The sequence below is a fragment of the Vibrio bathopelagicus genome (assembly GCF_014879975.1).
In the GTDB taxonomy this organism is placed as follows: domain Bacteria; phylum Pseudomonadota; class Gammaproteobacteria; order Enterobacterales; family Vibrionaceae; genus Vibrio; species Vibrio bathopelagicus.
Genome location: NZ_CP062500.1, coordinates 1,053,980 through 1,077,229 on the forward strand (window position 1 = coordinate 1,053,980; position 23,250 = coordinate 1,077,229).

Annotated in this window: 26 protein-coding genes, 1 other RNA gene and 1 pseudogene; 19 read left to right on the forward strand and 9 right to left on the reverse strand. The window is 43.8% G+C overall.

The features are described 5' to 3' along the window. Positions 1-50: 50 nt before the first annotated feature. Positions 51-644 (reverse strand): thioredoxin domain-containing protein, encoded by a 594-nt coding sequence (locus IHV80_RS04765; protein WP_192890223.1) that lies wholly within the window; start codon positions 642-644, stop codon positions 51-53. A gap of 186 nt (positions 645-830) precedes the next feature. Here IHV80_RS04765 and IHV80_RS04770 point away from each other — a divergent pair, with 186 nt between their 5' ends. After that, positions 831-1,151 carry a DUF1244 domain-containing protein gene (locus tag IHV80_RS04770; protein ID WP_004736423.1) on the forward strand — a complete coding sequence of 107 codons (321 nt, stop codon included), beginning with the start codon at positions 831-833 and terminating at the stop codon, positions 1,149-1,151. A gap of 83 nt (positions 1,152-1,234) precedes the next feature. On the opposite strand, the gene IHV80_RS04775 is transcribed toward IHV80_RS04770, so the two are convergent. Beyond that, a complete protein-coding gene (locus IHV80_RS04775; protein ID WP_192890224.1) occupies positions 1,235-2,302 on the reverse strand; it encodes a PLP-dependent cysteine synthase family protein in 1,068 nt (355 codons plus the stop codon). Positions 2,303-2,431: 129 nt separating this feature from the next. On the opposite strand from IHV80_RS04775, the gene IHV80_RS04780 reads away from it, so the two are divergent. Together IHV80_RS04780 and IHV80_RS04785 are read left to right on the forward strand one after the other, a co-directional pair. Then, positions 2,432-2,905 carry an Lrp/AsnC family transcriptional regulator gene (locus IHV80_RS04780; protein WP_318842411.1) on the forward strand — a complete coding sequence of 158 codons (474 nt, stop codon included), beginning with the start codon at positions 2,432-2,434 and terminating at the stop codon, positions 2,903-2,905. Positions 2,906-2,977: 72 nt separating this feature from the next. Next, positions 2,978-3,643, forward strand: a complete 666-nt coding sequence (locus IHV80_RS04785; protein WP_192890226.1) for a hypothetical protein — start codon at positions 2,978-2,980, stop codon at positions 3,641-3,643. A 147-nt stretch (positions 3,644-3,790) separates the two neighbouring features. On the opposite strand, the gene tesB is transcribed toward IHV80_RS04785, so the two are convergent. Next, positions 3,791-4,651: an acyl-CoA thioesterase II gene (gene tesB / locus IHV80_RS04790; RefSeq protein WP_192890227.1), complete on the reverse strand. Its 861-nt coding sequence runs from the start codon at positions 4,649-4,651 to the stop codon at positions 3,791-3,793. Positions 4,652-4,819: 168 nt separating this feature from the next. Here tesB and IHV80_RS04795 point away from each other — a divergent pair, with 168 nt between their 5' ends. Further along, positions 4,820-5,260 (forward strand): YbaY family lipoprotein, encoded by a 441-nt coding sequence (locus tag IHV80_RS04795; protein WP_065103959.1) that lies wholly within the window; start codon positions 4,820-4,822, stop codon positions 5,258-5,260. Positions 5,261-5,335: 75 nt separating this feature from the next. Here the strand turns inward: IHV80_RS04795 and IHV80_RS04800 are convergent, their stop codons facing one another. Continuing rightward, entirely contained in the window at positions 5,336-5,638 is a 303-nt protein-coding gene (locus IHV80_RS04800; RefSeq protein ID WP_192890228.1) for an MGMT family protein, read from the reverse strand. 51 nt (positions 5,639-5,689) lie between these two features. Here IHV80_RS04800 and IHV80_RS04805 point away from each other — a divergent pair, with 51 nt between their 5' ends. Then, positions 5,690-6,433 carry a VP0952 family biofilm-associated protein gene (locus IHV80_RS04805; RefSeq protein WP_102560036.1) on the forward strand — a complete coding sequence of 248 codons (744 nt, stop codon included), beginning with the start codon at positions 5,690-5,692 and terminating at the stop codon, positions 6,431-6,433. A 244-nt stretch (positions 6,434-6,677) separates the two neighbouring features. After that, an RNA gene (gene ffs, locus IHV80_RS04810) (signal recognition particle sRNA small type) lies at positions 6,678-6,774 on the forward strand. A 108-nt stretch (positions 6,775-6,882) separates the two neighbouring features. On the opposite strand, the gene IHV80_RS04815 is transcribed toward ffs, so the two are convergent. After that, on the reverse strand, positions 6,883-7,947 hold the full coding sequence (locus tag IHV80_RS04815) for a bifunctional transcriptional activator/DNA repair enzyme AdaA (RefSeq protein ID WP_192890229.1): 1,065 nt from the start codon (positions 7,945-7,947) through the stop codon (positions 6,883-6,885). Between the two features lie 217 nt (positions 7,948-8,164). Between IHV80_RS04815 and IHV80_RS04820 the strand changes: the two genes are divergently transcribed. Next, positions 8,165-9,088 carry a DMT family transporter gene (locus IHV80_RS04820; protein WP_192890230.1) on the forward strand — a complete coding sequence of 308 codons (924 nt, stop codon included), beginning with the start codon at positions 8,165-8,167 and terminating at the stop codon, positions 9,086-9,088. 114 nt (positions 9,089-9,202) lie between these two features. Here IHV80_RS04820 and IHV80_RS04825 read toward each other — a convergent pair whose 3' ends face one another. Further along, a complete protein-coding gene (locus tag IHV80_RS04825) occupies positions 9,203-9,964 on the reverse strand; it encodes a transporter substrate-binding domain-containing protein (RefSeq protein WP_192890231.1) in 762 nt (253 codons plus the stop codon). A gap of 175 nt (positions 9,965-10,139) precedes the next feature. After that, positions 10,140-10,478, reverse strand: a complete 339-nt coding sequence (locus tag IHV80_RS04830; protein ID WP_192890232.1) for a hypothetical protein — start codon at positions 10,476-10,478, stop codon at positions 10,140-10,142. A 247-nt stretch (positions 10,479-10,725) separates the two neighbouring features. Here IHV80_RS04830 and IHV80_RS04835 point away from each other — a divergent pair, with 247 nt between their 5' ends. The 5 genes from IHV80_RS04835 to IHV80_RS04855 all read left to right on the forward strand — a co-directional run bounded on the left by IHV80_RS04835 (position 10,726) and on the right by IHV80_RS04855 (position 13,953). Then, on the forward strand, positions 10,726-11,559 hold the full coding sequence (locus tag IHV80_RS04835) for an AraC family transcriptional regulator (RefSeq protein ID WP_192890233.1): 834 nt from the start codon (positions 10,726-10,728) through the stop codon (positions 11,557-11,559). 104 nt (positions 11,560-11,663) lie between these two features. Continuing rightward, a complete protein-coding gene (locus IHV80_RS04840) occupies positions 11,664-12,392 on the forward strand; it encodes an AzlC family ABC transporter permease (protein ID WP_192890234.1) in 729 nt (242 codons plus the stop codon). Between the two features lie 2 nt (positions 12,393-12,394). Continuing rightward, positions 12,395-12,724: an AzlD domain-containing protein gene (locus tag IHV80_RS04845; RefSeq protein WP_192890235.1), complete on the forward strand. Its 330-nt coding sequence runs from the start codon at positions 12,395-12,397 to the stop codon at positions 12,722-12,724. A 50-nt stretch (positions 12,725-12,774) separates the two neighbouring features. Beyond that, a complete protein-coding gene (locus tag IHV80_RS04850; protein WP_192890236.1) occupies positions 12,775-13,080 on the forward strand; it encodes an NIPSNAP family protein in 306 nt (101 codons plus the stop codon). Between the two features lie 81 nt (positions 13,081-13,161). Further along, complete coding sequence (locus tag IHV80_RS04855; RefSeq protein WP_192890237.1) at positions 13,162-13,953, forward strand: ribonuclease H family protein; 792 nt, start codon at positions 13,162-13,164, stop codon at positions 13,951-13,953. Positions 13,954-14,053: 100 nt separating this feature from the next. Here IHV80_RS04855 and IHV80_RS04860 read toward each other — a convergent pair whose 3' ends face one another. After that, entirely contained in the window at positions 14,054-15,199 is a 1,146-nt protein-coding gene (locus IHV80_RS04860; protein WP_192890238.1) for a glycosyltransferase family 4 protein, read from the reverse strand. 315 nt (positions 15,200-15,514) lie between these two features. Here IHV80_RS04860 and IHV80_RS04865 point away from each other — a divergent pair, with 315 nt between their 5' ends. The 6 genes and pseudogenes from IHV80_RS04865 (at position 15,515) to IHV80_RS04885 (ending at position 20,326) form a co-directional block, all read left to right on the forward strand. Continuing rightward, a complete protein-coding gene (locus tag IHV80_RS04865; protein WP_192890239.1) occupies positions 15,515-16,441 on the forward strand; it encodes a glycosyltransferase family 2 protein in 927 nt (308 codons plus the stop codon). Positions 16,442-16,457: 16 nt separating this feature from the next. Then, a complete protein-coding gene (locus tag IHV80_RS04870; RefSeq protein ID WP_192890240.1) occupies positions 16,458-17,894 on the forward strand; it encodes a lipopolysaccharide biosynthesis protein in 1,437 nt (478 codons plus the stop codon). Positions 17,895-17,968: 74 nt separating this feature from the next. After that, positions 17,969-18,286 (forward strand): annotated as a pseudogene (locus tag IHV80_RS25155) (hypothetical protein). 129 nt (positions 18,287-18,415) lie between these two features. Next, positions 18,416-19,030, forward strand: a complete 615-nt coding sequence (locus IHV80_RS04875) for a LysE family translocator (RefSeq protein ID WP_192890241.1) — start codon at positions 18,416-18,418, stop codon at positions 19,028-19,030. Between the two features lie 49 nt (positions 19,031-19,079). Beyond that, positions 19,080-19,856: a phosphotransferase family protein gene (locus IHV80_RS04880; protein ID WP_192890242.1), complete on the forward strand. Its 777-nt coding sequence runs from the start codon at positions 19,080-19,082 to the stop codon at positions 19,854-19,856. Between the two features lie 35 nt (positions 19,857-19,891). After that, the gene (locus IHV80_RS04885; RefSeq protein WP_192890243.1) at positions 19,892-20,326 is read left to right on the forward strand and encodes a GNAT family N-acetyltransferase; all 435 of its coding nucleotides are present in this window, start codon (positions 19,892-19,894) and stop codon (positions 20,324-20,326) included. Positions 20,327-20,558: 232 nt separating this feature from the next. On the opposite strand, the gene IHV80_RS04890 is transcribed toward IHV80_RS04885, so the two are convergent. Continuing rightward, the gene (locus IHV80_RS04890) at positions 20,559-20,945 is read right to left on the reverse strand and encodes a thiol-disulfide oxidoreductase DCC family protein (RefSeq protein WP_192890244.1); all 387 of its coding nucleotides are present in this window, start codon (positions 20,943-20,945) and stop codon (positions 20,559-20,561) included. A 402-nt stretch (positions 20,946-21,347) separates the two neighbouring features. Here IHV80_RS04890 and IHV80_RS04895 point away from each other — a divergent pair, with 402 nt between their 5' ends. After that, positions 21,348-23,138, forward strand: a complete 1,791-nt coding sequence (locus IHV80_RS04895) for a hypothetical protein (protein ID WP_192890245.1) — start codon at positions 21,348-21,350, stop codon at positions 23,136-23,138. Positions 23,139-23,250: the final 112 nt, after the last annotated feature.

Consider the following 23,250-nt stretch of genomic DNA (forward strand, 5'->3'; position numbering starts at 1 on the left):
CGGGCTTTTTTTTGGGGTGCTGAGAATGGTGTCTGAAAGGAAATGAGACTCTATTGCTCGCTTAGGTACTGAATGGTTTTGAGCAGTTCTTCCATAGAGCGGTGGCCTCTTAGTTTCACCATATAGCACCCATTAATAATAAAGCTCGGAATACTGCTAATCGACGCTTGCTCTGTCTTTGAAACAGCATCTTCCATAAACTTGGCCCAGAGCTGTTGTTGGTCTTGAGTCATGTCTTCTTGTTTCACAAGGTTATGTTCTTTGAAAAAGTGGTCAATATCCGTTTCTTGAAGCGGATTGTTAGTTTGAACCAACGAAAACAATTCACTCAAAAGCTCATGAGATAGATCCGGTTTTTGAGCCAAAACGGTGTAGTAAAGACTTGCCGCTTGTAAGGTCGAGTCGTTAAAAATCACGTGAGTACGATGCAATGTTAGCTCACCAGAAGCTTCTTTATCTTTGAGCAACTCCGTCATCTGCCAACAAGGCATGCAGGTCAATGAAAAGAACTTGTCTACTTGATACTCGGTCGAATAAGGCTTATCCAGAACCGTGTATTGTTTTCCCTCTGTTGGAGACGCACAAGTCGCAGCGCTTAGAATAAGAGAAGCTAACAGGATAAATACGTTTTGTAATCGTTTCATGGGAGTTCCGGTTTATCGGTGTAGTGACAAAAAATGCCCATCACACAAGGTGCAATAGGCTTTGTATTGGTTTATTGATGAATGTTTTGAAAAGCCTGTGTTTGCTCCTAGCGAAATGCGGTCTTTTTTTGTATAACAATATCTGCTCAACACATTAAAAAATGAAAACTATTAAGGGACACTAAAGTGGCTGAATTTAAATACAAAGATCTTTCTCAAGAAGAACAAGATAAGCTGGATGCAGCAACCTTTCGTCGCCTATTAGCACACCTAGATAACAATAAAGATGTGCAGAACATCGACCTAATGATCTTGGCTGGCTTCTGCCGTAACTGTTTCAGCAAGTGGTACAAAGCGGAAGCTGAACAACAAGGTTTAGATCTTGATATCGATGATGCTCGTGAGCGCGTGTATGGCATGACTTACGATGAGTGGAAACAAAACCACCAACCCAAAGCGACACCAGAACAACTGGCTGCATTTGAAGCGAAGCAAAAACCAGAATAATCTTGTTTCATCGGTTACGAATGACACATAAAAAGAGCCCGTCAGGGCTCTTTTTATTTTGGAACGGGTGCTTATTCTCGGGCTTACGCTAGCTCACCGGTTTGCGAGAAAGCTTCTAGCTTTGCCGCGTACGGTTGTAGGTCACCAATGTTGTTGTTTACCCACTCATCGTTGAAGTAAGTGTCTAGGTAACGTTCGCCGCTATCACATAGCAAAGTCACGATAGAACCTTTCTCACCACGCGCTTTCATCTCACTTGCTAGCTGAAGCACACCGTACATATTGGTACCTGTTGATGCGCCAACCTTACGACCAAGAATGTCAGACAACCAATGTGTGGTTGCGATGCTTGCTGCGTCTGGGATCTTACGCATTTCGTCAACCACACCTGGAATGAAGCTTGGTTCTGCACGTGGACGGCCAATGCCTTCAATCTTGCTGAATGTGCTGCCTTTCACGTTCGCATTGCCTGTTTGGAAGTATTCGTGGAATACAGAGTTCTCAGGGTCGACAACGCATAGTTTAGTTTCATGCTGTTGGTAACGAATGAAACGACCGATCGTTGCTGAAGTACCACCAGTACCTGGGCTCATTACAACCCAAGCTGGAACCGGGTGATCTTCCATCTGCATTTGGTTGAAAATCGAGTTCGCGATGTTGTTGTTACCACGCCAGTCGGTTGCACGCTCAGCGTAAGTAAATTGGTCCATGTAATGACCATTTAGTTCCGCTGCTAAACGACGAGATTCATCGTAAATTTCATCTGAGCGGTCAACAAGGTGCGCTTGGCCGCCATAGAATTCAATTTGCTCAATTTTTTTCTTCGCTGTGCACTTAGGCATTACCGCAATAAATGGAAGACCAAGCAGGCGAGCAAAGTACGCCTCAGACACAGCTGTGCTGCCAGATGAAGATTCAATGATCGTTGTTTCTGGGCCAACCCAACCGTTACAAATCGCGTATAAGAACAGAGAACGCGCTAAACGGTGCTTCAAAGAGCCTGTTGGGTGTGTGCTTTCATCTTTAAGGTAGATATCAATGCCTTCGATGCTTGGAAGGTCTAGCTTGATAAGGTGCGTATCCGCTGAGCGTTGGTAGTCGGCTTCAATTTTACGAATCGCGTTGTTAATCCATTGATGGTCAGTGCACATAAGCGTTCTCCTGATCTTGTGTAGGAATTTTTTGTAATTGGTATGGTTCTAATTTATCTAGAATTCGAGAGAAAAACTTTGCCATATTTGCTTTGTTCTGACTAAAATGTAGAAAATTATTCTCTTTAAATGCGATTTGGTGAAAGTGTGATAGATGCCGTAGATAAAAAAATATTAGGTTTGCTGCAAGAAGACAGCACGCTGTCATTGAACGATATTTCAGAGGCGGTCAACCTAACAACCACTCCCTGTTGGAAAAGACTGAAGCGTCTTGAAGAGAACGGTATTATTGAAAAAAGAGTGGCGTTGCTGAACCCTGAGAAGCTTGATCTTGCTTTTACCGCGTTCGTATTGGTGAAAACAAGCAACCATTCTCATGAGTGGTATGGGCGCTTTGTGAATACTGTGTCGGACTTTCCAGAAGTGATGGAGTTCTATCGAATGGCTGGCGAGTATGATTATATGATGAAGGTTCAGGTTAAAGACATGAAGTGCTTTGATGATTTCTACAAGCGTTTGGTGAATAGTATTGATGGTATCTCGAATGTGACCTCGACGTTTGCTATGGAACCATTGAAGTACACGACAGCTCTACCGCTTTAAACTATACCTAGCCTCACGTTACATCTTGTCTCAGTTTAGACATCGCCTCTGCGATAAAGAAAAGGATTATTCATGTTTGCAAAAATCTCTACCGCGATCCAATTAGTGTTAGCCATCGCCATTTTTTACTTAGGCTACACCATCTATTCGTTTACCAATAAAGTCGGTGATATCGTCGATACTTATCCGCAGGTTATCGAAGACTTATCTGTCTTGACCAAAGGCCTTAAAGTCGAAGAATGGCTAGAGTTTGCAGCTCATGTCGACGAGCTTGCTCCACAAGTTTTAGATACTGTCGAAGACGTGAGAAAGACAGTGGACCAAGTCAATCAAACTATTGTCTCTGTCGACAGTAAGATTCCAAGTATTCTCGAAGAAGTAAAAAATGTACGCACTGAAGTCGAAAATGTGAGGGTGGATGTTATCCCTCCAACGCTTTCAGAAATGAAAAGCTACCGAATTGATGTTGTTCCTCCTGTGTTGGCTGAAAGTAAGTCCTACCGCGAGCAGACTATCCCTGTGATTGTGACTGAGTCTGAAATGCTAAGAGCGGAAGTGCCGGGTATTTTGGCACAGGCTAATTTGTTAGCTGATAAGAGTAAGGAACTAGCTCAGGGCGCTGCAGAAGGTGCGGTGAAAGGAGTTGTGCTATCCCCGTTTAACTTGCTTAGAGATGCGGGCGATGGCATTAAAACGCGAGTGCAAGGTGAATTTGAGCCTACGCTAGAGACTGAATAGAGATTGTTGACTATTGAGTAACAGCCTTTGCTTGGCGTTATGGAAAAGAAAAGGGGCTAGGTTATACCTAGCCCCTTATTGTTGGCTGGTGCTGGTGCTGGTGCTGGTGCTGGTGCTGGTGTATTGTTTGTAAAAAACGTCTACTCATTACTTAGTAAAGCGCATCACACCTTCTTGAACCGCAGTCGCGACTAATTCGCCTTTTTGATTGAAGATCTCGCCGCGCACTAGGCCACGAGTGTTTGCTGCTGTCGGGCTCTCAATCGCATAAAGCAACCATTCGTCCATCTTGAATGGGCGATGGAACCAGATTGAATGATCAATCGTCGCGACTTGGAAGTTTGGTGTCATGATTGAAACTTCATGTGGGTGAAGCGCAGTAACCAAGAACCCCCAATCTGACGCGTAAGCAAGCAAATATTGGTGAATGAGCTGGTTATCTGGCAACGCACCATTCGCTCTCACCCACAGATATTGCTTTGCTTCGGCCTTTTTAGGCTTCAGTGGGTTAACGACAGTAACAGGGCGCATTTCAATCGGCTTTTCGCCACAAAAAGTCTTACGCAGTTTTTCAGGCAAGAACTCAGCAATATGGCTCGCTAGCTCAGTTTCAGATGCAAAGTTCTCTGGGCCTGGGATGTTTGGCATTTCATTCTGATGTTCAAAACCTGGAGCATCACCATGGTAAGAAGCCGTGAGATAGAAAATAGGGCGGCCATTTTGAATCGCTTTAACACGGCGCGTGCTGAAGCTGCGTCCATCTCTTAGGTTCTCAACATCGTAAATAATGGGCTTTTCAGGGTCACCAGGAAATAGAAAATAACTGTGGAACGAGTGAACACTGCGGTCGTCTTGAACGGTATAACGAGCCGCAGATAGCGCTTGCCCTAATACTTGACCACCATAAACCTGTGGTAGGCCGAGGTTCTCACTTTGCCCGCGGAACAGACCTTCTTCCAGCTTCTCTAGCTGGAGTAAACTTAATAATTCTTGCAAAGGTTGACTCATCGCCAGCATGCCTCTTGGTAAAATGGATGTCAGATTATTGTGTTAATCATTCAGCTTAGTCAGATATCTGTCAATAAATCATAGGGTTTCAAGACAGAATATGAAAGCTCTCTTATAATTGATGAGTAGATTTGCCGAGTCCGGCAAACATGTTGAGAGAAATTGAATATGAAAAAGGCTCTAATTCTTATTACGTCTTTAGTATCGTTTGGCCTACTTGTTGGTTGCCAAGCAACATCAGAAACGAACACTTCTCAGGAAGTGGTTGCAGAGAACGCTCAAGTGATTTCAGGAACAGTAAGCTATCGCGAAAGAATTGCATTGCCCGAGAATGCAGTGGTTACCGTAACGCTAGAAGATATTTCACTGGCTGACGCGCCATCGACCGTTATCGCGACTCAAGAATTCACTACCGATGGTAAGCAAGTACCGTTTGCATTCGAGTTGAGCTACGACAACAACAAGATCCAACCGAACCACCGTTACAACATGCGCGCAACGATTCACGTTGACGGTAAACTGCGTTTCACTACTGACACGATTAAGTCAGTGATTACCGACGTAGAAAACACGCAACAAGCAGACCTACGCTTGGTTGGTGTTCGTTAATTAGAAATGGATGCCGCTGTTAAGGCATCTTGATTGGATTAACTTAGCCAGTTGAATTGGCGATTAGTGGCAGCTCTAGGGCTGCCATTTGTATATTCTGAGTTTCACCTTTCCTGCGTCGCTCACTTCAATCCCTTCTTCGACAAGACGCTTCTTTTGGCGATCAAACGAATCACCTTTCAAAGAAAGTTCACCCTTACTGTTGATCACTCGATACCAAGGCAGTTTGCTACCTTCCGGTAAGTTTCCTAATGCTCTACCTACATGTCGTGCATACCCCGGAAAACCTGAAAAACGTGCTATGTCTCCATAAGTTGTTACTTTTCCATATGGAATTTGGTGAATCACTGCAAAGATTTGGGACAAAAATTGGTCCATACTAAAAATTCCTAGTTCATTAATACCACGGATCGGTAGAAGGAGAGGGCTATGGTATTTTCAACGTTTCAGTTCTTGATAACCACATTATTAGCCGTTGTTTGTGCGAGAGCAATCAGTTTAAGTGAGGGAGATATCCCAGTGCTTGCAATGGTCATTCCTGCATTATGGATATTACCGCAGGGCGGCATTGCAGGATTAGTTCTGCTTGTTTCCATGACGACCTACGGCTTAACGCTGCCCCTACAACCCATCACACTCTCTGTGAGTGCGTGGGTGCTATTCCCATTATTGATGGTGGTCTTTTCAAAACGCAGTAGCTTGTCGGTTGTTATTATTTCGGGATTAATTGTCGCGACCTTACAAGTTGGTATTATGGTGACCCAATCTGCGGGTAAGCTTGATGGTGCACCTTGGATTACCACGCTGCAAACCTTGTCGATTATCATGATTTGGTGGGCGGCGAATCACCTTAAGCCCGCCAGCCGTCACAGCTGGTGGTCATTAGGTTTGATTCTTCCATTATGGATCGCCGATTTACCTTACGCGGCTTTGGTTGCCTTGTGTGTTACCGGTATTATGGCATCGATGGAAACACTTACTCGCTTGAAGACCTTCCGTTGGAATAAGTTACTGTGTTGGACATTGCCGACTGTTGGCTTTGCGGCTTTGGTCATTACACCCAGCATTGAGGTACCAAGCCCAGTCTTTGTGGTGTGGTTATGCTTGTTGGGCACCGCATGGATGACAGACTACATCATCCGAACGGAAGAGAACGAAGACGCAGACCTTTAGCTGAAGTGAATGATATTCTGTTCGTAAGGATAAAAGCGAGCACATGTGACTTGAATGAATGCGTTATGAAACAAAGACAAAGCTGATGCTTTATCCGACAGTTTTACGGTGTGTTGGGTAAAGGGTAATCACTTAAACCACATTTGTTTAAAAAGAGTCGCTTTGTGCTTGCAATGGTTGCTGCGATGCTTAATAATCCAATCACTCTTTGAGGCAAGCCTCTTAGAAAAAGAATCTATGGAGGCTCTGGTCCTCCCGCAACACTAACTTGTGAACTCGGTCAGGCCTGGAAGGGAGCAGCCGCAGCAGGCGACGTGTGTGCCGGGATGTGGCTGGGGCTTCCACCCATATAAAAAGCCGCTCTTAATGAGCGGTTTTTTGCTATTTGAAGCTTTTAATTGTAGTTTTCAAATAACGCCTTCAAGTTTATTCATCTGCGCCCCTAGATCTTACTTGTCTCGCTCTAATCGCTCTTTATCTAACAATACGCGTTTACGTTCTAATCCCCAGCGATAGCCACCTAGCTCACCGTTGCTTCTTAGCACACGATGACAAGGTATCAGCACGCCAATCCGGTTTTTACCACAAGCAGATGCCACAGCTCGAACGGCTTTTGGTTTGTCGATCTCATCAGCCACCTCACTGTAGCTGATGAGATCACCTTCTTTAATACTCAATAAAAATTGCCATACCTTAATCTGAAATGCGGTTCCTCGAATATCGAGTGGTAAGTCAGGTCTTGGGGCGCCTTGGCTTATGTGTTGATCGAGAGCTTCTATCCAGAAATCCAATTCGGGCGTATCTTGCGAAGCGGAAATTGTCAGCTCAGCTTTTGGAAATTCACTACTTAATTGCTCTAATAGTGCTTGCTCATTGTCACCAAATTGCACGAAACAGACGCCGTTATCGGTCGCGGCCATCATCATGAAACCGAGTGTAGTTTGGCGGCATGCGTAATTGATCGTCTCGCCTGCACCTCCCGCTCGATAGGCTTTTGGCGCCATACCGATGTTGCGAGTTGCTTCTCCATATACACGACTGATAGAGCCAAAACCAGAAGCGTAGATTGCATCGGTAACGCCATCCCCTTGCTTTAGAGAGCGCTTGAAGTGACGCATTCGAGCTGCATCTTGATACGCTTTAGGCGACACCCCGAATGCTTCTTTGAACAGTCTTTGTAATCGTGAGGGAGACAGCTCCGCAATTTCACTTAAGCTAGAAAGTGTGAGTTTCTCATCGGCGTGTGCTTCAATGTAGCGTGCAACCTCGACCAATTTTACCACTCGAGAGTTTCCCGGAAAAGGGTGGCAGCGTTTGCATGGCCTAAAGCCTGCTAACATCGCCATTTCGATGCTTTCAAAGAACCTTAAGTTCTCAGGTTTGGCCGGTCGCGCCGAACACGATGGCAAGCAATAAACGCCCGTTGTGATAACACCATAGAAAAATTGCCCATCGAAAGACTGGTCTCTGACGGCTATCGCTTTTCTCATTTCGATCTCTGGTGGCATTGGCATGGCTCAATCTCTACTCAATTACTGGTCTACGATTATCTAACCGTATGTTCGGTGATGGTTCCATCCGTTTCTTGCTGACTAATTTTTATTATAAGCTCCTGAGGTTCAATAGCTTTGGGGTTGAACAATATAGATATAACGCAAAATTCGGATGTTTTGTATTCCTGTGGGTCGCTAAGATTGATCACATACCAATTATTAGAGAGTGAACTGAACCATGACATCGACTATCAATATCTCAATGAATGCACGAGTGTGGGCAATGCTGATTCTGCTTTCCATGTTATGGGGAGGATCGTTCTTCTTCGTTGGTGTTGTGGTTACTGATCTTCCTCCGTTAACCATTGTCGCGCTCAGGGTAGGAATTGCCGCAATCACTTTGTGGATTATTGCTTTGATGATAGGACTTCGTCCGCCTAAAGAGTGGCGCGTTTGGGGGGCTTTTTTAGGAATGGGTTTACTCAACAATGCTGTCCCGTTCGCGCTTATTGTATGGGGGCAAACTCAAATTGCATCAGGGCTAGCATCGATTCTTAACGCCGCGACACCGATCTTTGCGGTTGTGGTGGCAGGAATACTCTTGCCTGACGAGCGCGTCACATCGTTAAAACTTGCGGGTGTCGGTATTGGTTTTGTTGGTGTTGTTGTGATGATAGGGTTACCTGCCTTGAGTGGCGGTGGCAGTTTAATTGCCCAGTTGGCAATCATAGCGGCTGCTTTGTCATACGCATTTGCTGGTGCGTATGGGCGTCGATTCAAAACGATGGGAATTAACCCAATTATTACTGCGGCAGGGCAAGTGACTGCATCAACGATTGTATTAACTCCAGTCGCATTAATGGTAGATGGCCCACTTGATGTTGTGGCAATGAGTGGAGACACATGGTCGGCCATAATCGGGCTAGCAGTTTTATCGACAGCGGTCGCTTATGTTCTTTATTTCAAAATCTTAGAGATTGCGGGAGCGACCAACGTATTACTTGTTACTTTGTTAGTTCCTGTTTCCGCTATCTTACTTGGCTTCCTGTTCCTCAATGAGTCGTTAGAAGTGATTCACTTTGTTGGCATGTTGTTGATCGCCATTGGTTTGTCGGCCATTGATGGAAGATTATGGCGCCGTATTAAGTTGGCAAAGGCTTGAGTTTAGTTTTATGGGCAAGGCATGATTGACCTTGCCATCATTAGTTAAAAATATTGCTGTGTTTACAATCAAAAGACAAACAATCGCAGTCAGCAATATTTGAAAGGTATTATGTTATTCATAAATACTGTATGAAAAATACTTACTTGCGATTTTTTGATGCTGACCATTGTCGATCAAGCGTTGTATACCATCATCAATAAGATCTTTGAGTTCATTGTCTTGTTTTCGTACCGCTACACCAATACCACGTCCGAACCACTTTTCTTCTGTAAATTTAGGACCCGTAAAGTGATAGTCTTTACCCTGATCAGTTTCAAGAAAGCCCGCATTGAGCCCCATCGAGCCGCCAAATACGGTATCAAGACGGCCGTTGAGTAAATCAGTAAAAGCTTCATCGAATGAGCCGTAACGTTTAATGTCTACATCAGGGTAGATCTCAGAAAGGTATTTATCGCCAATAGTTGCTCGCTGAACCCCGATAGTTAGGTCATTCAAGCTGTCGTCGCCCATATTGATCTCTCGATCTTTCTTCATGACAAAACGAGCAGGAACTTTGGCGTAAGGGATAGTGAAGTTAACTTTCTTTTCACGTTCTTCGGTAATTGTCATCGCCGCTATTATCGCATCGTTCTTTCGGCTTAGAAGTGATGGGATAATACCGTCCCAATCTGTTTTTGAGATGATGCATTTCACCTTTAGCTCGATACACAGTGCGTTGGCCAAATCGACTTCAAATCCCTCTAATTCACCGTCCTGCGTTGTCCAACTGAATGGAGGGTAAGCCCCTTCAACAGTAAATCGAATTTGCTTCCAATCTTTTGCGTATGTGAATACAGAGAAAACACTGACGAATGCAACAAGTATCCATTTCATTTGTTATTTCCTTATAGTAATAATGGATACTGATAATTAACCACTTGTTAACATTTATCAACGCGAATACATATTGATGTGAGCAAAGGCATGCATGGTAATCAGTTTGTTTTAGCTTTATTCCTAGAGGTGGCTTTTGTGCATCACATTGAGTTGAGTTGAATTAATTAACTTATCAATTAGCAGGCAGCACCACTGCCGATGCTTCTTCCTCGGACTCCTCTTTGTCTTCTACTTGCTCGGCAACCCAATCAATGGTCTTTGTCAGGTAAAGTTTGTTGGTTTCTGTATCACACCAACGCTTTGATAATCCTCTACGATTAAACTCACTGCCAATCGCCGCAAGTGTTTGGTTACTTGAGCGTCCGTAATACAAGGTGTCACACAGTTCTAGGTTAGACATAGATTGTGGATACGTATTAACTGAAGAGGCGTTCATGCTGAGAGCTTTGGATTGATTGTGTGTGCATCCGGTTAGGCTCAAGAAAAAGAACAGGATTAAGGTTTTTTTCATGATGTCTCTGGTCTATTGCCGATGGTTTTCAGAGATTATTGGCATGATTCAGCTACTGATTTGTCAATTTCCCGCTAACTGCTTACATAGCAAGATCTTCATCCAAGTCAAAACCGTATTATCGGTCGCTTTAAGCCAATGACTAAAACGGTATTAAAGATCAAAAGCGCAATTTTGTACAAAAGCTAAAAGAGCCTATAGAGTAGACTGATAAGTCGCTCGATAATTAACAGGCTTGGGAATTGTTATGGAGAACAAGAAGCGCTCTAAAGAAAAGGCCGAATATAAGATCACAGAAGAGCTCGGTGGCCTTGAAATCTTGAATGCTGAATACGAAAAGCAGAACTTCTCACGTCATAGCCATGAGGGCTACACGCTTGGTGTTATTGAGCAGGGAGCTCAGCGCTTCTATAGAACGGGCGGGCATCATATCGCACCTCAAGATGCCATTATTCTGGTGAACGCCGACGAGGTTCATAGTGGCCATTCTGCGACTGAAGGTGGTTGGGCGTATCGTGCAATGTATCCATTGCCAGAGCAACTTGCCAAAATCACTCAAGAGCTTAACTTACCTAATTACGGCGCGCCTTACTTCCTAAGAGCGGTTGTTGAAGACCCTGAACTCGCTAACCAATTAAGGCTAGTGTTCAATGCGATTGATGAATCGGATAATCGCTTGTTACGTGAAACCTTGATGTACGGGATGTTGGTTAAGCTGATTAGCCGACATGGAAAATCGCCGCTTAATCCTCAACTCGATGGAAGAACTCAGCGTCAGCTTGTTCTGGTTAAGGAGTTTTTAGATGACTTTCCACAAGCCGATGTGTCCCTGGAGGAGCTATCTAAGCTAGCGGCTTTGAGCCCGTTTCATTTAGTGCGCTCCTTTCAAAAAGAGTTTGGTCTTCCGCCTCATGCGTATCAGATCCAATCTCGGTTAAGGCTTTCGCGTAAGTTATTGAAGCAAGGGCATACCATTTCAGATACTGCTCAAGAGTGTGGCTTTCACGATCAAAGCCATTTCCATCGACACTTTAAGAAAGCCAATGGCTACACGCCGGGGCAATACATCAAAATGCTCTAAATTGGACAGATTGATTTAGCCGCGAAATCGAGCAAGTTTGTACAATCGAACCGACTCAACTCTTCTTACATTGAATAGCTAATGTGAAGACAGCATAGAATTATATGGATAGTGGAAAAATGGATAGACGAACACAGTTATGGAAGGGCGTTTTAGCGGGAATGCCTTTGAGTATTGCAGTTATCCCTTGGGGAATTCTAGCAGGATCATATGCGATAGATGCCGGATTGAATCAACTTCAAGCGCAGGCAATGTCGGCTATTTTGTTTGCTGGCTCAGCTCAACTTGTCGCTGCGGGTATGTTCAAAGCGGGTATTGGTTTAGGCACCATGCTATTGACTACACTGTTCATCACCTCAAGGCACTTTTTATATAGCGTATCGATGCGCGACAAAATCAGTCACCTTCCAGCTCGCTGGCGTTTACTGCTTGGTTTTTGGCTCACCGACGAACTTTTTGCGATTTGCAGTGGGCAATCTCAGCAAGAGTTTAATCGTTGGTATGCGGCGGGTGTGGGCGGCGGTTTTTATCTGGTTTGGAATATCGCGAGCTTTGTTGGCATTGTCGCAGGAAGCCAAATTCCGTCATTGAATGAAATTGGCCTTGATTTCGCGGTAGCAGCGACCTTTATTGCGTTAGTTTTCCCACTAATCAGAACATTACCTGTTGTCGTGTGTGTGGTGGTTTCACTCGTTACCTCGGTCGCGATGTCGGTTAACAATATTGACGGTGGGCTAATGATTGCGGCGATTGCTGGCATGTTAGCGGGCTTTTTCAGCGAGTCGTTTCAAGAGCGAAACAATGGTAATAAGCCAATCGTGGAGGGGAAGTAGAGATGATTTGGTTAACGATATTACTCATGACAGCGATTGTGTTCTTTAGTCGGTATCTGTTTCTAGAACCTGCAATCCCACTTCGCTTAAATCAAACTGCGCGACGTCTGTTACGTTATTCAAGCCCAGCGGTGCTAACTGCGATTTGGGGGCCGATTGTTTTTTCACCAGAGCAAACATTTTGGCCAAGTATCGAAAACCCATATTTGATAGGCGCTCTTGTGACCGGATTGTTGATATGGAAAACAGGCAATGTGTTGCTAACGATCGGCGTCAGCATGGCGGTGTTTTTGTTCTATAACCTTGTCGCGGTTGATTTCCTTTTCTCTTGATTTCTATTATTGATTTTATGTTTTACCCATAATTTAAGAGCTATATAAATATGATTACTTGTTATGTTCGATATGTGATTGATCCTAAGAAGATAAAGGACTTCGAGACCTACGCAAAAATGTGGATTCCTTTGGTCGCTAAATTTGGCGGTCAACACAATGGTTACTTCTTGCCATCAGAGGGCGCGAATAATATCGCGTTGGCACTATTCTCTTTTGATAGCTTGGCGGCTTATGAAGAGTACCGTAATCAGTCGCTAAACGATCCTGAGTGTATCAAAGCCTTCGAATTTGCTGATGAGGTCGATTGTATTGTTAGCTATGAGCGTAGCTTCTTTAGACCTGTTTTTGACTGATTGGCCTTGCAACGTATGGCATGGTGACTTCTAATGTATTGATTCACTATTTGTGTATTTAGGTTTTGGTAAGGAGTTAATTTGGCTAAGAAGTATTATGTGGTTTGGAAAGGTCGTACACCGGGTATTTTTACTACTTGGAATGAGTGTAAGTCGCAAGTTGATGGTTTTGCTGGTGCGAGATATAAATCGTTTCCAACATTAGGCGAAGCAGAGTCTGCTTTCGGCGGTAAAGCATCTTCTGCGTCTCGTTCTGCTTCAACATCTGGATTTTCATCGACCAAGCCAAGTGCTGCGGGTAAGCCTAAGAAAGCGAAAGTCCCGCCTCTTTCTGAGCAGCAAATCGCTGAAATGCCTTTCGATATCAAGATATACACTGATGGCGCTTGTGAGCCGAACCCTGGTGAAGCAGGAACAGGCTTAGCGGTCTACTTGAATAACGAGTTAACCGAGTTGTGGTATGGCTTATATCAGCAGGTTGGTACTAATAATACGGCAGAGCTGCATGGCTTGAAGCAAGCGTTTATTTTGGCTAAAGAAAAGCTGAAAGCTGGCTTATCTGTCGCGATTTATTGCGATTCTAAGTACTCGATTGACTGCATTACCAAATGGGCTACAGGTTGGGAGAAAAAAGGCTGGACGAAGTCGGGTGGTGAGATAAAAAACCTCGACATCATTAAGCCTGCGTATGCGCTTTACCAAGAGTTGGCTTCTCAAATTACCATTTACCACGTTAATGGCCACGTTGGTATTGAAGGTAACGAGCTTGCCGACCGAATGTCTATTGTGGCGATTGCTTCTAAAGAGCAAGACTTGAGTCGATATACTGAAACTGACGATCTAACTGAGATCTTAGCTTTGCGAGCGGGTTAAGAAAGGTTGATAGTTAGAACATGACTATCGAAGCGTTACAGTGTGCATCAATGTAACGCTTTGTTCCTGCCTCCTTTTATGAGGCTTATTTCTCAGGGTGTTAAGCTGGGTTTTCTATCCAGTGAGACAGTTGTTGAGCTTGCTTCAACGAATTAAAACTTTGCTCCACTCTTGTTCTTGCTCTCATTCCCATCTCTGTTTTGTCATTGCTGCTCAATTGCGCAAAATGCTCAATTGCTTCCCTTAATTCTTCAACGTTTTTTTCGCGAACCACAAATCCTGTTTCTGGTGAGACGATTTCTTTGCACCCCATTATATTGGTCGTAATGACAGGCGTTCCAACAGCCATCGCCTCTTTCAAAACCAATGGTCCTGTATCTACACATCCGGTTTCGGAAAAACAGAATGGCGCGATCAAGCTATCGTAATTCGGTAGATTCTCTTTCACCCATTCATGGGGCTTAGCTCCTAAAAAGGTTACGTTTCGAGTGAGCCCTTGTTGTTCTACCTGAGCTTTTAGTTGTTGTTCTAAATCACCAGTGCCGACGATATCAAGGTGAATGTCGAGAGGTTGGGCTATCGGTGCTAGTGCATCAATAAGATGGTGGATACCTTTTTGTTCAACTAAGCGGCCAAGAAAAACGAAGCGAAGTTGTTTAGCTTCGGTTTTTGGGTGCAGTTGAAATTGTTTAATATTTACTCCACAGTGCAGGAGCTTAACGTTGCCTTTCGCCATGCTGTTAAAGTCGGTTAGCATGTCTTTACATACAGCGACCACAAAATCGCTCGATGAAATTTTCTGTTCAATATCATAAGCGAATTCGTAAACATCGTGACCGTGGGCAACGAACGAGCAGGTGATGTTCAACAGTTTTGCAGCGACAATCGCGTGAGCAGCGGTGTGTTGGCAGAAGTGAGCGTGAACGTGGTTTATGTCTTTTTCGGCAAGCTGTAGTGCCAATTTGAATCCATAAGCGAACAATGACTTTTTAGGCATACTGGTCTGTTTTGATACAAATGATATCGCCTTGATAAAGCCGAACCAGTTTATGTTTACTATCTCACCAACTCGAATATCTCGCCCGATTTTCACAATATCATAGTCAAATGATTTTTCGCTCTCTTCTATTTCAAATGTCATCACGCAAACATCGTGTCCACAAGATTTCACGGAGGCGACTTCTGTTTGAATGAAGGTCTCACTGAGTACCGGGTAAGTTGGCGCCACAAATGCTACTTTCTTCATTCTTTACTCCTCAAATCCATGTGATTAAAGCTATTAAGCCAAGCTAATAACCAATAAAGCAAGATACGAACCAAGATCAAACCGTAGCTTTTGAGGGCCTTTCTATTGTTTTCCGAAGGTTAGCCCCAAGAAGTTGCCCATTTTCTCAAATTGATAATCAAATTGGAGTGGTAGGCTTTTCGACCAGCTATGTTTTTTCGTCATTTTGGGAATAGGCGCGTAGGCGACTGATCTAGAAGTAATTTCATTGCAATACACTCTCGGCATAGAACATGCAACGTCAGCCATATAACGTATAAATCTGAGGGCGTCATTATGGCTAAAGTAAGTGTTGTTATTCCTACCTATAATTGTTTGGATTACCTGCCTAAGGCAATTGGCAGTGTACTTAAGCAGACTCATCAAGACGTTGAGTTAATTATCATTGACGATAATAGTAATGATGGGACGTCGACTTATCTCTCGTCGATACATGATGAGCGCATCATTAAATTATCAACTCTGGGTGTGGGTGCGCCTCAAGCGAGAAACCTTGGTATAGAAAAAGCGACGGGGGAATATATCGCTTTTTTAGATGCTGATGACTTTTGGTTCCCCGAAAAGCTCGAACGCCAACTCGAATTTCACCAAAGATATCCAGACCTCGCGATGAGCTTTACTAACTACGAACATCTTACTGAAGAGTACCAAGTGATTGTCGACTGTTTTAGTTATTGGTCGCAGTTTCAAGGCCAAGACGAGTTATTCGTTAATATTGAGAATCCACTAGAGTTCATTATTGAAAATAACGTTATTGGCACCTCAACCGTCATGGTGAAAGCCGATGTGTTTTCTCAAACAGACAGCTTCAATGCCGATATTAAGTATGCGGAAGACTGGGAGCTGTGGCTTCGAATGAGTGAGAACCACCAGATTGGCGTATTGAACTCGGTGCAAGTTGGCTATTTAATGAGAGCAAGTTCTGTCACTCAAACTGAAAGTCTCAAATTGAGAAATTTACAGTCTATAGAAACTATTCTTCAGCGTTACCAAAATGACCCTCAACGATGGAACCTGCCAGCGTCTAGCTTCAAGATAGCAAAGGCGAGAATATTAGAGGGCTACGCTGACTATTACCGAGGTTTACAGAAAAACCGCTTGGCCATCTCTTATAGCATCCGCTCGTTGGCGTTGGTTCCGCAAAAACGAACCTTACGACATCTTCTAGGAGACTGTAAGAGCTTCCTAACTCCGGCATGGTAGGGAATCGGTGACTCCTATGGGCTCATTAAAACAGTCTGCTTATTACGCTATTGGCATCTTGATGATGAAAGGGATCTCACTCGTGATGATCCCCTATATCACTCATAAGATGACGTTGGCAGAATACGGTTCTTTAGAGGCCATTGTCTTGTTGGCCGATATCGGGACGATATTATTTAGCTTCGGTATTGTTGAAGCAATGTACCGATATGTGGGCGTCGCTGAGGGTGAAGAAAAGAGAAAGCTTGTCTCGAACTGTTTTACCTTGAGTGTCTTAGTCTGTGTGTTAGGAGGCGTCTTAATTGTTTTTAGTATGCCTCTGTTACTGCTGATGTTGCCAGTCGAGTTCCAACCTTATCAGATCATTCTTCTACTTATTCCTACGATGCTCGATGGGGCAATATCCATCCCGCTTACTTTGATGCGAATGAATGCAATGGCGAAGCGATTTTGCCAACTCAATGTGTTGAAAGCCGGTGTTCAGGCGATTATGACATTTGTTCTGCTTGAAGCCGGTTATGGCATTGATGGTGTACTAGTTTCTGCCGCAGCTTCTAGTGTGTTATTGATGGTTTGTCTGGTGCGTTATCAATGGCAGCAGATGGGCAATCTAGGTTGTTTCCAGTACTCAGCAAAGATCTTGAAATTTGGCCTGCCAACGCTGGTCGGTGGTGCATCCATTTATATGATCACCGGGTTAGATCGCTGGGTGATGGCAAGCTTTGTTGGGGTAGAGGAGTTGGCCGTTTATGCGGTTAGTGGTAAGTTTGCGTTGATTCTAGGCTTACTGTTACAACCTTACGCGCTTTGGTGGTTTCCGAATCGAGTCGCCATGCTTCAGCAACCCGGCGGTAGCAAAATGTGTGCAGACAGGGCCTTAATCGGAGTTAATCTAGCCATAGTGTTAGGAGGCTTGATGATCTTAACTGTCCCAGGCTTCATTTCTCTTATCTTACCAAGCAGCTATCATCAGGCTGGGGTTATAGTTGTCGCACTGCTGGCCATCGCTGTTATTAAAAGTGCGGGCGACTACCTCAACTTAGGCTGTTTCAGTGGTGACTCAAGTCAATCACAGATGTGGATCCAAGGTGGTTGTGCGGTATTGGCGGCAATCGGTTATTTTACCATTACCCCAACTTACGGTGTGTGGGGCGTCATTGCTGTTCTGTGTGCGATTTATATCTTGAGGCTACTGCTTCTGTATTTTGTAAGCCAATCGATGGAGTGTTTGCCTTATGACCACCGCAGATGGATAACAGCAATCAGTATTGCCATTGTCGCTATTGTTTGTGACCGTGTTCTTGGATTGATCCTGGTTGATGTCCATGAGTTTGTTTTAGGGGCCGTCGTCGCGTTGATCACGCTGGTGGCTTTTGTGAAATATTCGGTGATCGTTGTCCCTCAGGCTCTGCTTGATAAGTTCATACCGGAAAAACAGTCGCACGCAAACTGAATAAAACACTGCTCATAATTAACTAGAGTAGATAGTATTTATAAATTCAATGAATGCTAACTATGGAAAGATATATGAATAAGTGGATTGTACTCTCAGCGTTTTGATCAACTCTATCGCATGCTTCTGCTGAGCTTGCCAGCCAAGATTTATTGTCTAACCATTTTGATGCGTCAGAGTTCTCATCTATGGAAACGCAGCATAGCGTTTGTACCAGCCTTGTCTGTAATTCAATATCCGAGCCACAGTTAGTTCCTGCTGCGGGGGATTTTCCTGAACGCGAATCTAACCCAACGATAGATACGATAGCTAGTGCGATCTACTTCGTGGGAGAGGTAGGCATTGCTGAAAATCTATCGACTCCGGAATATGAGAAATTTTTTGAGAACTAGCTGAAAGGTTACATTTACCGAGAGGCACTTCTTTTTAGTCCTATTACAAAGTACATAAAATGCTGTTATAAAAGGTTCTATCGCATTTAATGATTCGATTACCTGATACATGACGACTAGGACATCCCGATGGAAATATGGAAGTTGCTGCTGTTTATTCCAGCGTGCTTTGCGCTGAACATGACGCCTGGCCCAAATAATCTATTGTCGATGAATAATGCCCGTTGCTATGGCTTTCAAACGGCATTGATCGCGGGGCTAGGCAGAATTGTTGCCTTCTCTGGCATGATTGCGTTGGCGGCATCCGGCTTGGCTGTCGTGCTTTATACCTCTGAAACTTTGTTTTTCCTTATCAAGCTATTTGGCGCGATGTATCTATTATGGATTGCGTTTAACCTATGGCGATCTCAAGCCAGCCCTATCTTAGGTATTGAACGTAATAAAAACAGGCTCGGCCTAGTCAAACAAGAGTTCGCTCTTGCCGCGGGCAACCCAAAAGCGATACTTATCTTTACTGCATTCTTACCTCAATTTGTTGATGTATCAGTCAATGTAAACTCACAGTTCTTCATTCTAGGTGGTACATTCCTAGTGTTAGAACTGCTTGCGATATCTATCTACGCCGCTTTTGGTTTATATCTCAGAAACTGGCTCTCTAAGCCGCAAATGGCAAAACGTTTTAACAAAGCGTGCTCGGTTTTTCTTGCACTATCCGGTGCTAATCTGTTGGTTAGTCGACAGTAGTTTTCGATTTTAATTATCTTGGTGCAGCTTAAAGCAGGGAAGGGAGCTGATGAGTAACAAAGACTTATCCAAAATGGGTTTGGCTAAGGTATCACTGGTCGAACTTAACGGTGAACCTTGCATTCGCAAGCAAGGGGCGGGTGAGGTTGAGATTTCTTTTTACCAACATGCTGCACAACATTTGTCTGGTGTGAATAGCCCTAAGTTATTGGCTGTGGAAGGAAATGATCTCTTTATTGAACATATTCCGCACTCTTTGACATTAAATGAGCTTCAAGCCTCCACAGAGGTGTATCAGCAATTATCTCGTATTCATCAGTGTCCATACTCGCCGAGCTTTACAGTCAAAGAGCACGGTTGGCATGCCCATGGCACCGAAGCTGCATTAGCATCTCTTAATTTACCTCAAGTTACTCAAGACAGCTTACTGTGTATTCAGCAACATAGTGATGCTCTGTTTAACCATAACACCTTGGTCTCTGGGGATGCGAACGAAGGAAACTGGGGCAGGAGAGATAACGGTCAGCTCGTGTTATTTGATTGGGAGCGTTTTGGTTATGGTAGCCCAGCTATTGATTTAGCACCGCTCGTTTCCCGAATGGGTACTTTGTCTGACTATGAGTTTATTGTTGACCAGTACCTGCCTCATAACAGTCTGATTTCGCGTGAAGATTTAATAAGGCAATTGATCATCGCGAAAAGCTGGATCGTAGTCGAAGTCACGAATATATTAGTCGCACGTAACAACCCCGAAGCTTCGAAATACATCCAGTGGTACAGAGAACAAATACCTACTTGGTTGTCTTTAGTTGAAGGCAGATTGTAGTTGAAGGGAGGAGTCATATCTATAAAGGTCTATCTATGAATATTGTCTGTGCGGAAAAACAGGAACTGGCTGAGATTTACCAACTTGAACGTGCTTTGTTTGGCGACCATGCCTACCCGCAGTTTTTCTTCCGTCAGGCATTTGATTGCTGGGGAAAAGGCTTGTTGGTAGCCAAGCAAGAATCTAAGGTTGCGGGCTATGTATTGATGACACCAACAGACAAGCCACAAGAGTATTGGGTTCTGTCACTGGCCGTTGATGGTCACTATCGCGGGATGGGAATTGGTCGTTCATTGATGGAGCATGCGATAGCGACACTGCCGGAAGAATCGAAGATATTGCTGACTGTGGATCCCAATAATACATCTGCTTGTGCGCTTTATGCATCTATAGGTTTTGTCACAATCAAAGAAGAGTCGAACTATTTTGGCGATGATGAACCAAGGTTGGTGATGCAACTGACGATGTAACCTGTGCTTTAAGTCGGTTAAAAAGGTGAGTTGTCGTTAGCGAGAACACAATATAATTTAATGATTATTCATGCTTTTTATGGTGTATTTGTATTTAGCACTTATCGATATGAAATTTAGGGGTAATAGATGAAGTTTATTTGGTTGAAAGTCGCCGTTACAGTATTGGTATTCGCTGCACTGTTTGGCATCGTTTACTACAAAGTCGCTAGTGGTATGTCTTAACTCATCACTATTTAGTGCAGCTGTTTCCGTTGCACCGTGACTTTCCGGTTAGCCAGAACGAAATCTTGTATCGATTCTTGGCAAATCTTAGGTAGCACCAGTCTGTAATTGGCTTGAATATCGCCCAACGTAATGGAGCATAAAGCCAACCTTTTCCTACTAAGTTCCATGCTTGGTAAGTCACGTCTAAGCCAAGTAGCAGTTTTCCGTGCTCATCGAGTGCATGCAAAATCGTATTGGCTGCCTCTGCATCTATTTGCGGGTAGTTTGAAAACGCCTCACTGTAGATATCGATGGTTTGGATCTTATTGTCGGTATCATGCTTGGCAAGCGCGGCCATCTCTTTCGCACACAATGGACATGTTCCATCATAAAATATCGTAAGTTGTGTCATCGTCTGTTCGCCTATCATTTCACGACCTGAACCTTCTGTTACCCATTAAGCCGTTACCAGTCAATTCAATCGCTTGTTATTCAATAATCTAGTATTGGCTACGTTATTGCACCTTTTAAAGTTCACTCACCTCGTATCAAAGCTCTAAAAGGAGCCTGACGTAGACACTTTGTTCACCTTTTCAACTCATTGATTGTTAGGTCAAATCTCTGCTTTATGGACAAATGATAACAAAGCGTCCAATAAAGGTGTGTCTTCCATATATAAACATCAAGCAATTCAATAAGTTGAACTTGGCTTGGAATATGCTCTTTCGAACCTACGAATTGCTAAAGGATTTTCTCCAATTTGGGTATGGAAGAAAACTCTAAAAGCGTAAGTATGGATAAATGGAGAGAGAACATGAAGGTTATAAATTATTTATTTTGCGTACTTTTGTTGTTCAGTATTCCAAATGTCGCTGGTGCTACTGTTGATGTGATGGAACTTGATGGTAATGCGACCAGTGATAATAGTGGTATTGATTGGGACGATGTCAATGATCCTAACAGCATGGTTGGGATTGCAGAATTTTTTCAAAAAGACCGTAACGGTATCGACCAAATCTTTTGGAAGGGTGGGTCAAAAGATGATTCCGACATTACAGATTGGGCGTTCCGTACCGCGTCACCACAACCAAAAGATGACTTTACCAATGCGTATGCTGCTGCCTTTGAAAGCGGAGGTGACTTGCTGATTTACTTTGGTGCAGACCGATATGCGAACAATGGTGATATGTACATTGGCTTCTGGTTCTTACAAGATCAAGTAGGGTTGCCGGATGGGAAGACTAAGGGCGACTTTGTTGGGCAGCATGTCAATGGAGACATCCTTGTGCTGATTTCATTCCCACAAGCGAGTGGCGGTAATCCGTACATAGAAGTGTTGCAGTGGGATTTGAATAATGGCGATGTCACCGACAACATGACGAGAATTTTCCAAACAGACGGTGACCCTAAATCGAATGATTTCGTTGGTGCAAGATGTGGCAGCGGCGCTGTTGGTGTCGAGAAGATCTGCGCGATTTCAAATGATGATTCTATCGGGGCAATTGCTTTACCCAATGTACAAGGTTGGGACTATCTAGCTAAAACGGGTGAAACAACAACGATTCCAACAGAGAGCTTTGTGGAAGGTCGATTAAACTTGTCAGCTCTGTTGAATGATGAGTTTGGTATTGAGGATATTCCTTGTTTCAGTAGCTTCTTAGTGGAGTCACGAGCTTCTCGTTCGATTGATGCATCTTTGGCTGACTTCGTTGTCGGTTCATTCAGTTTATGTAGCATCAATATAGCGGCGACTTGTAACACAACCAGCTTTACGGTTGATGGCATGTTTAATATCGATTACACCGTGACGGTAACCAATACCGGCCCTGGTTCGTTAGGCACCAATGGTGATTACGAAGTGGCCTTTTTATCTGAGTCACCAATCTTAGGTGCGCTTCCTGTCGTGGGTAACGGTGATGAAGTGTGGAGTGTTGGTGAGTCATTCTCAATCATGGGGAATTATCTGTCTGTAAATAACGGTGCCGTCGGCGTGATAGATGGTGCGGTGGATCTTGATGGGCTTATCGTGAATGCTCAAGCGCCAGTGGCTTACAATTGTCCACCAATAGACTTGAGCCCGATGGTTGAGATTTCTAAGGTGTGTAATAGCTTCTTAGAGGTTGATGGCGGTCAAGTTGTGCTTAAGAAAACCTATGATGTTGAAATATGTAATACCGGTGATATCCCATTGGCCATTGAATCGCTAGTGGACTCTAAGGATGACTCTTTGAGCCGTTCTGATTTACCTACTGAAGTAGTCAACAGCAGTTATTACCTCGATTTTGCTTTACCTTGTAATGATCTTGAGGATGTGACCACATGTGGTGCTGGCAATATGTGTAGTGCATTAAGTGCCGACCCTGAGCTGTTTGCTTGTAAAACGGGTGAAGGAGAATGGATACCGAACTTTGGTGATGCGATTGGTCAAGTGTGTACACAAGTCAGTAAAACTTATGCGCCAAATGTGTTACCGACCGGAACTGCAGGAATGCTATCTAATCAAGTTACAGCAACGTTTGACTCGTTGTTCTTGCAAGAAGCATTTATGGAAACATCGAACATTGCAACCTGTGATGTTTGTCCATTCACTGTACCTGAGCCATAAATACTTTCATCAATTGTACTCAATTAAACTCTAAAGCAGCCTAGTTCGTTAGGCTGCTTTATTAGTTCGTTAGGCTGCTTTATTAGTTAGCTAGCTTAGCTAGCTAGGCGAC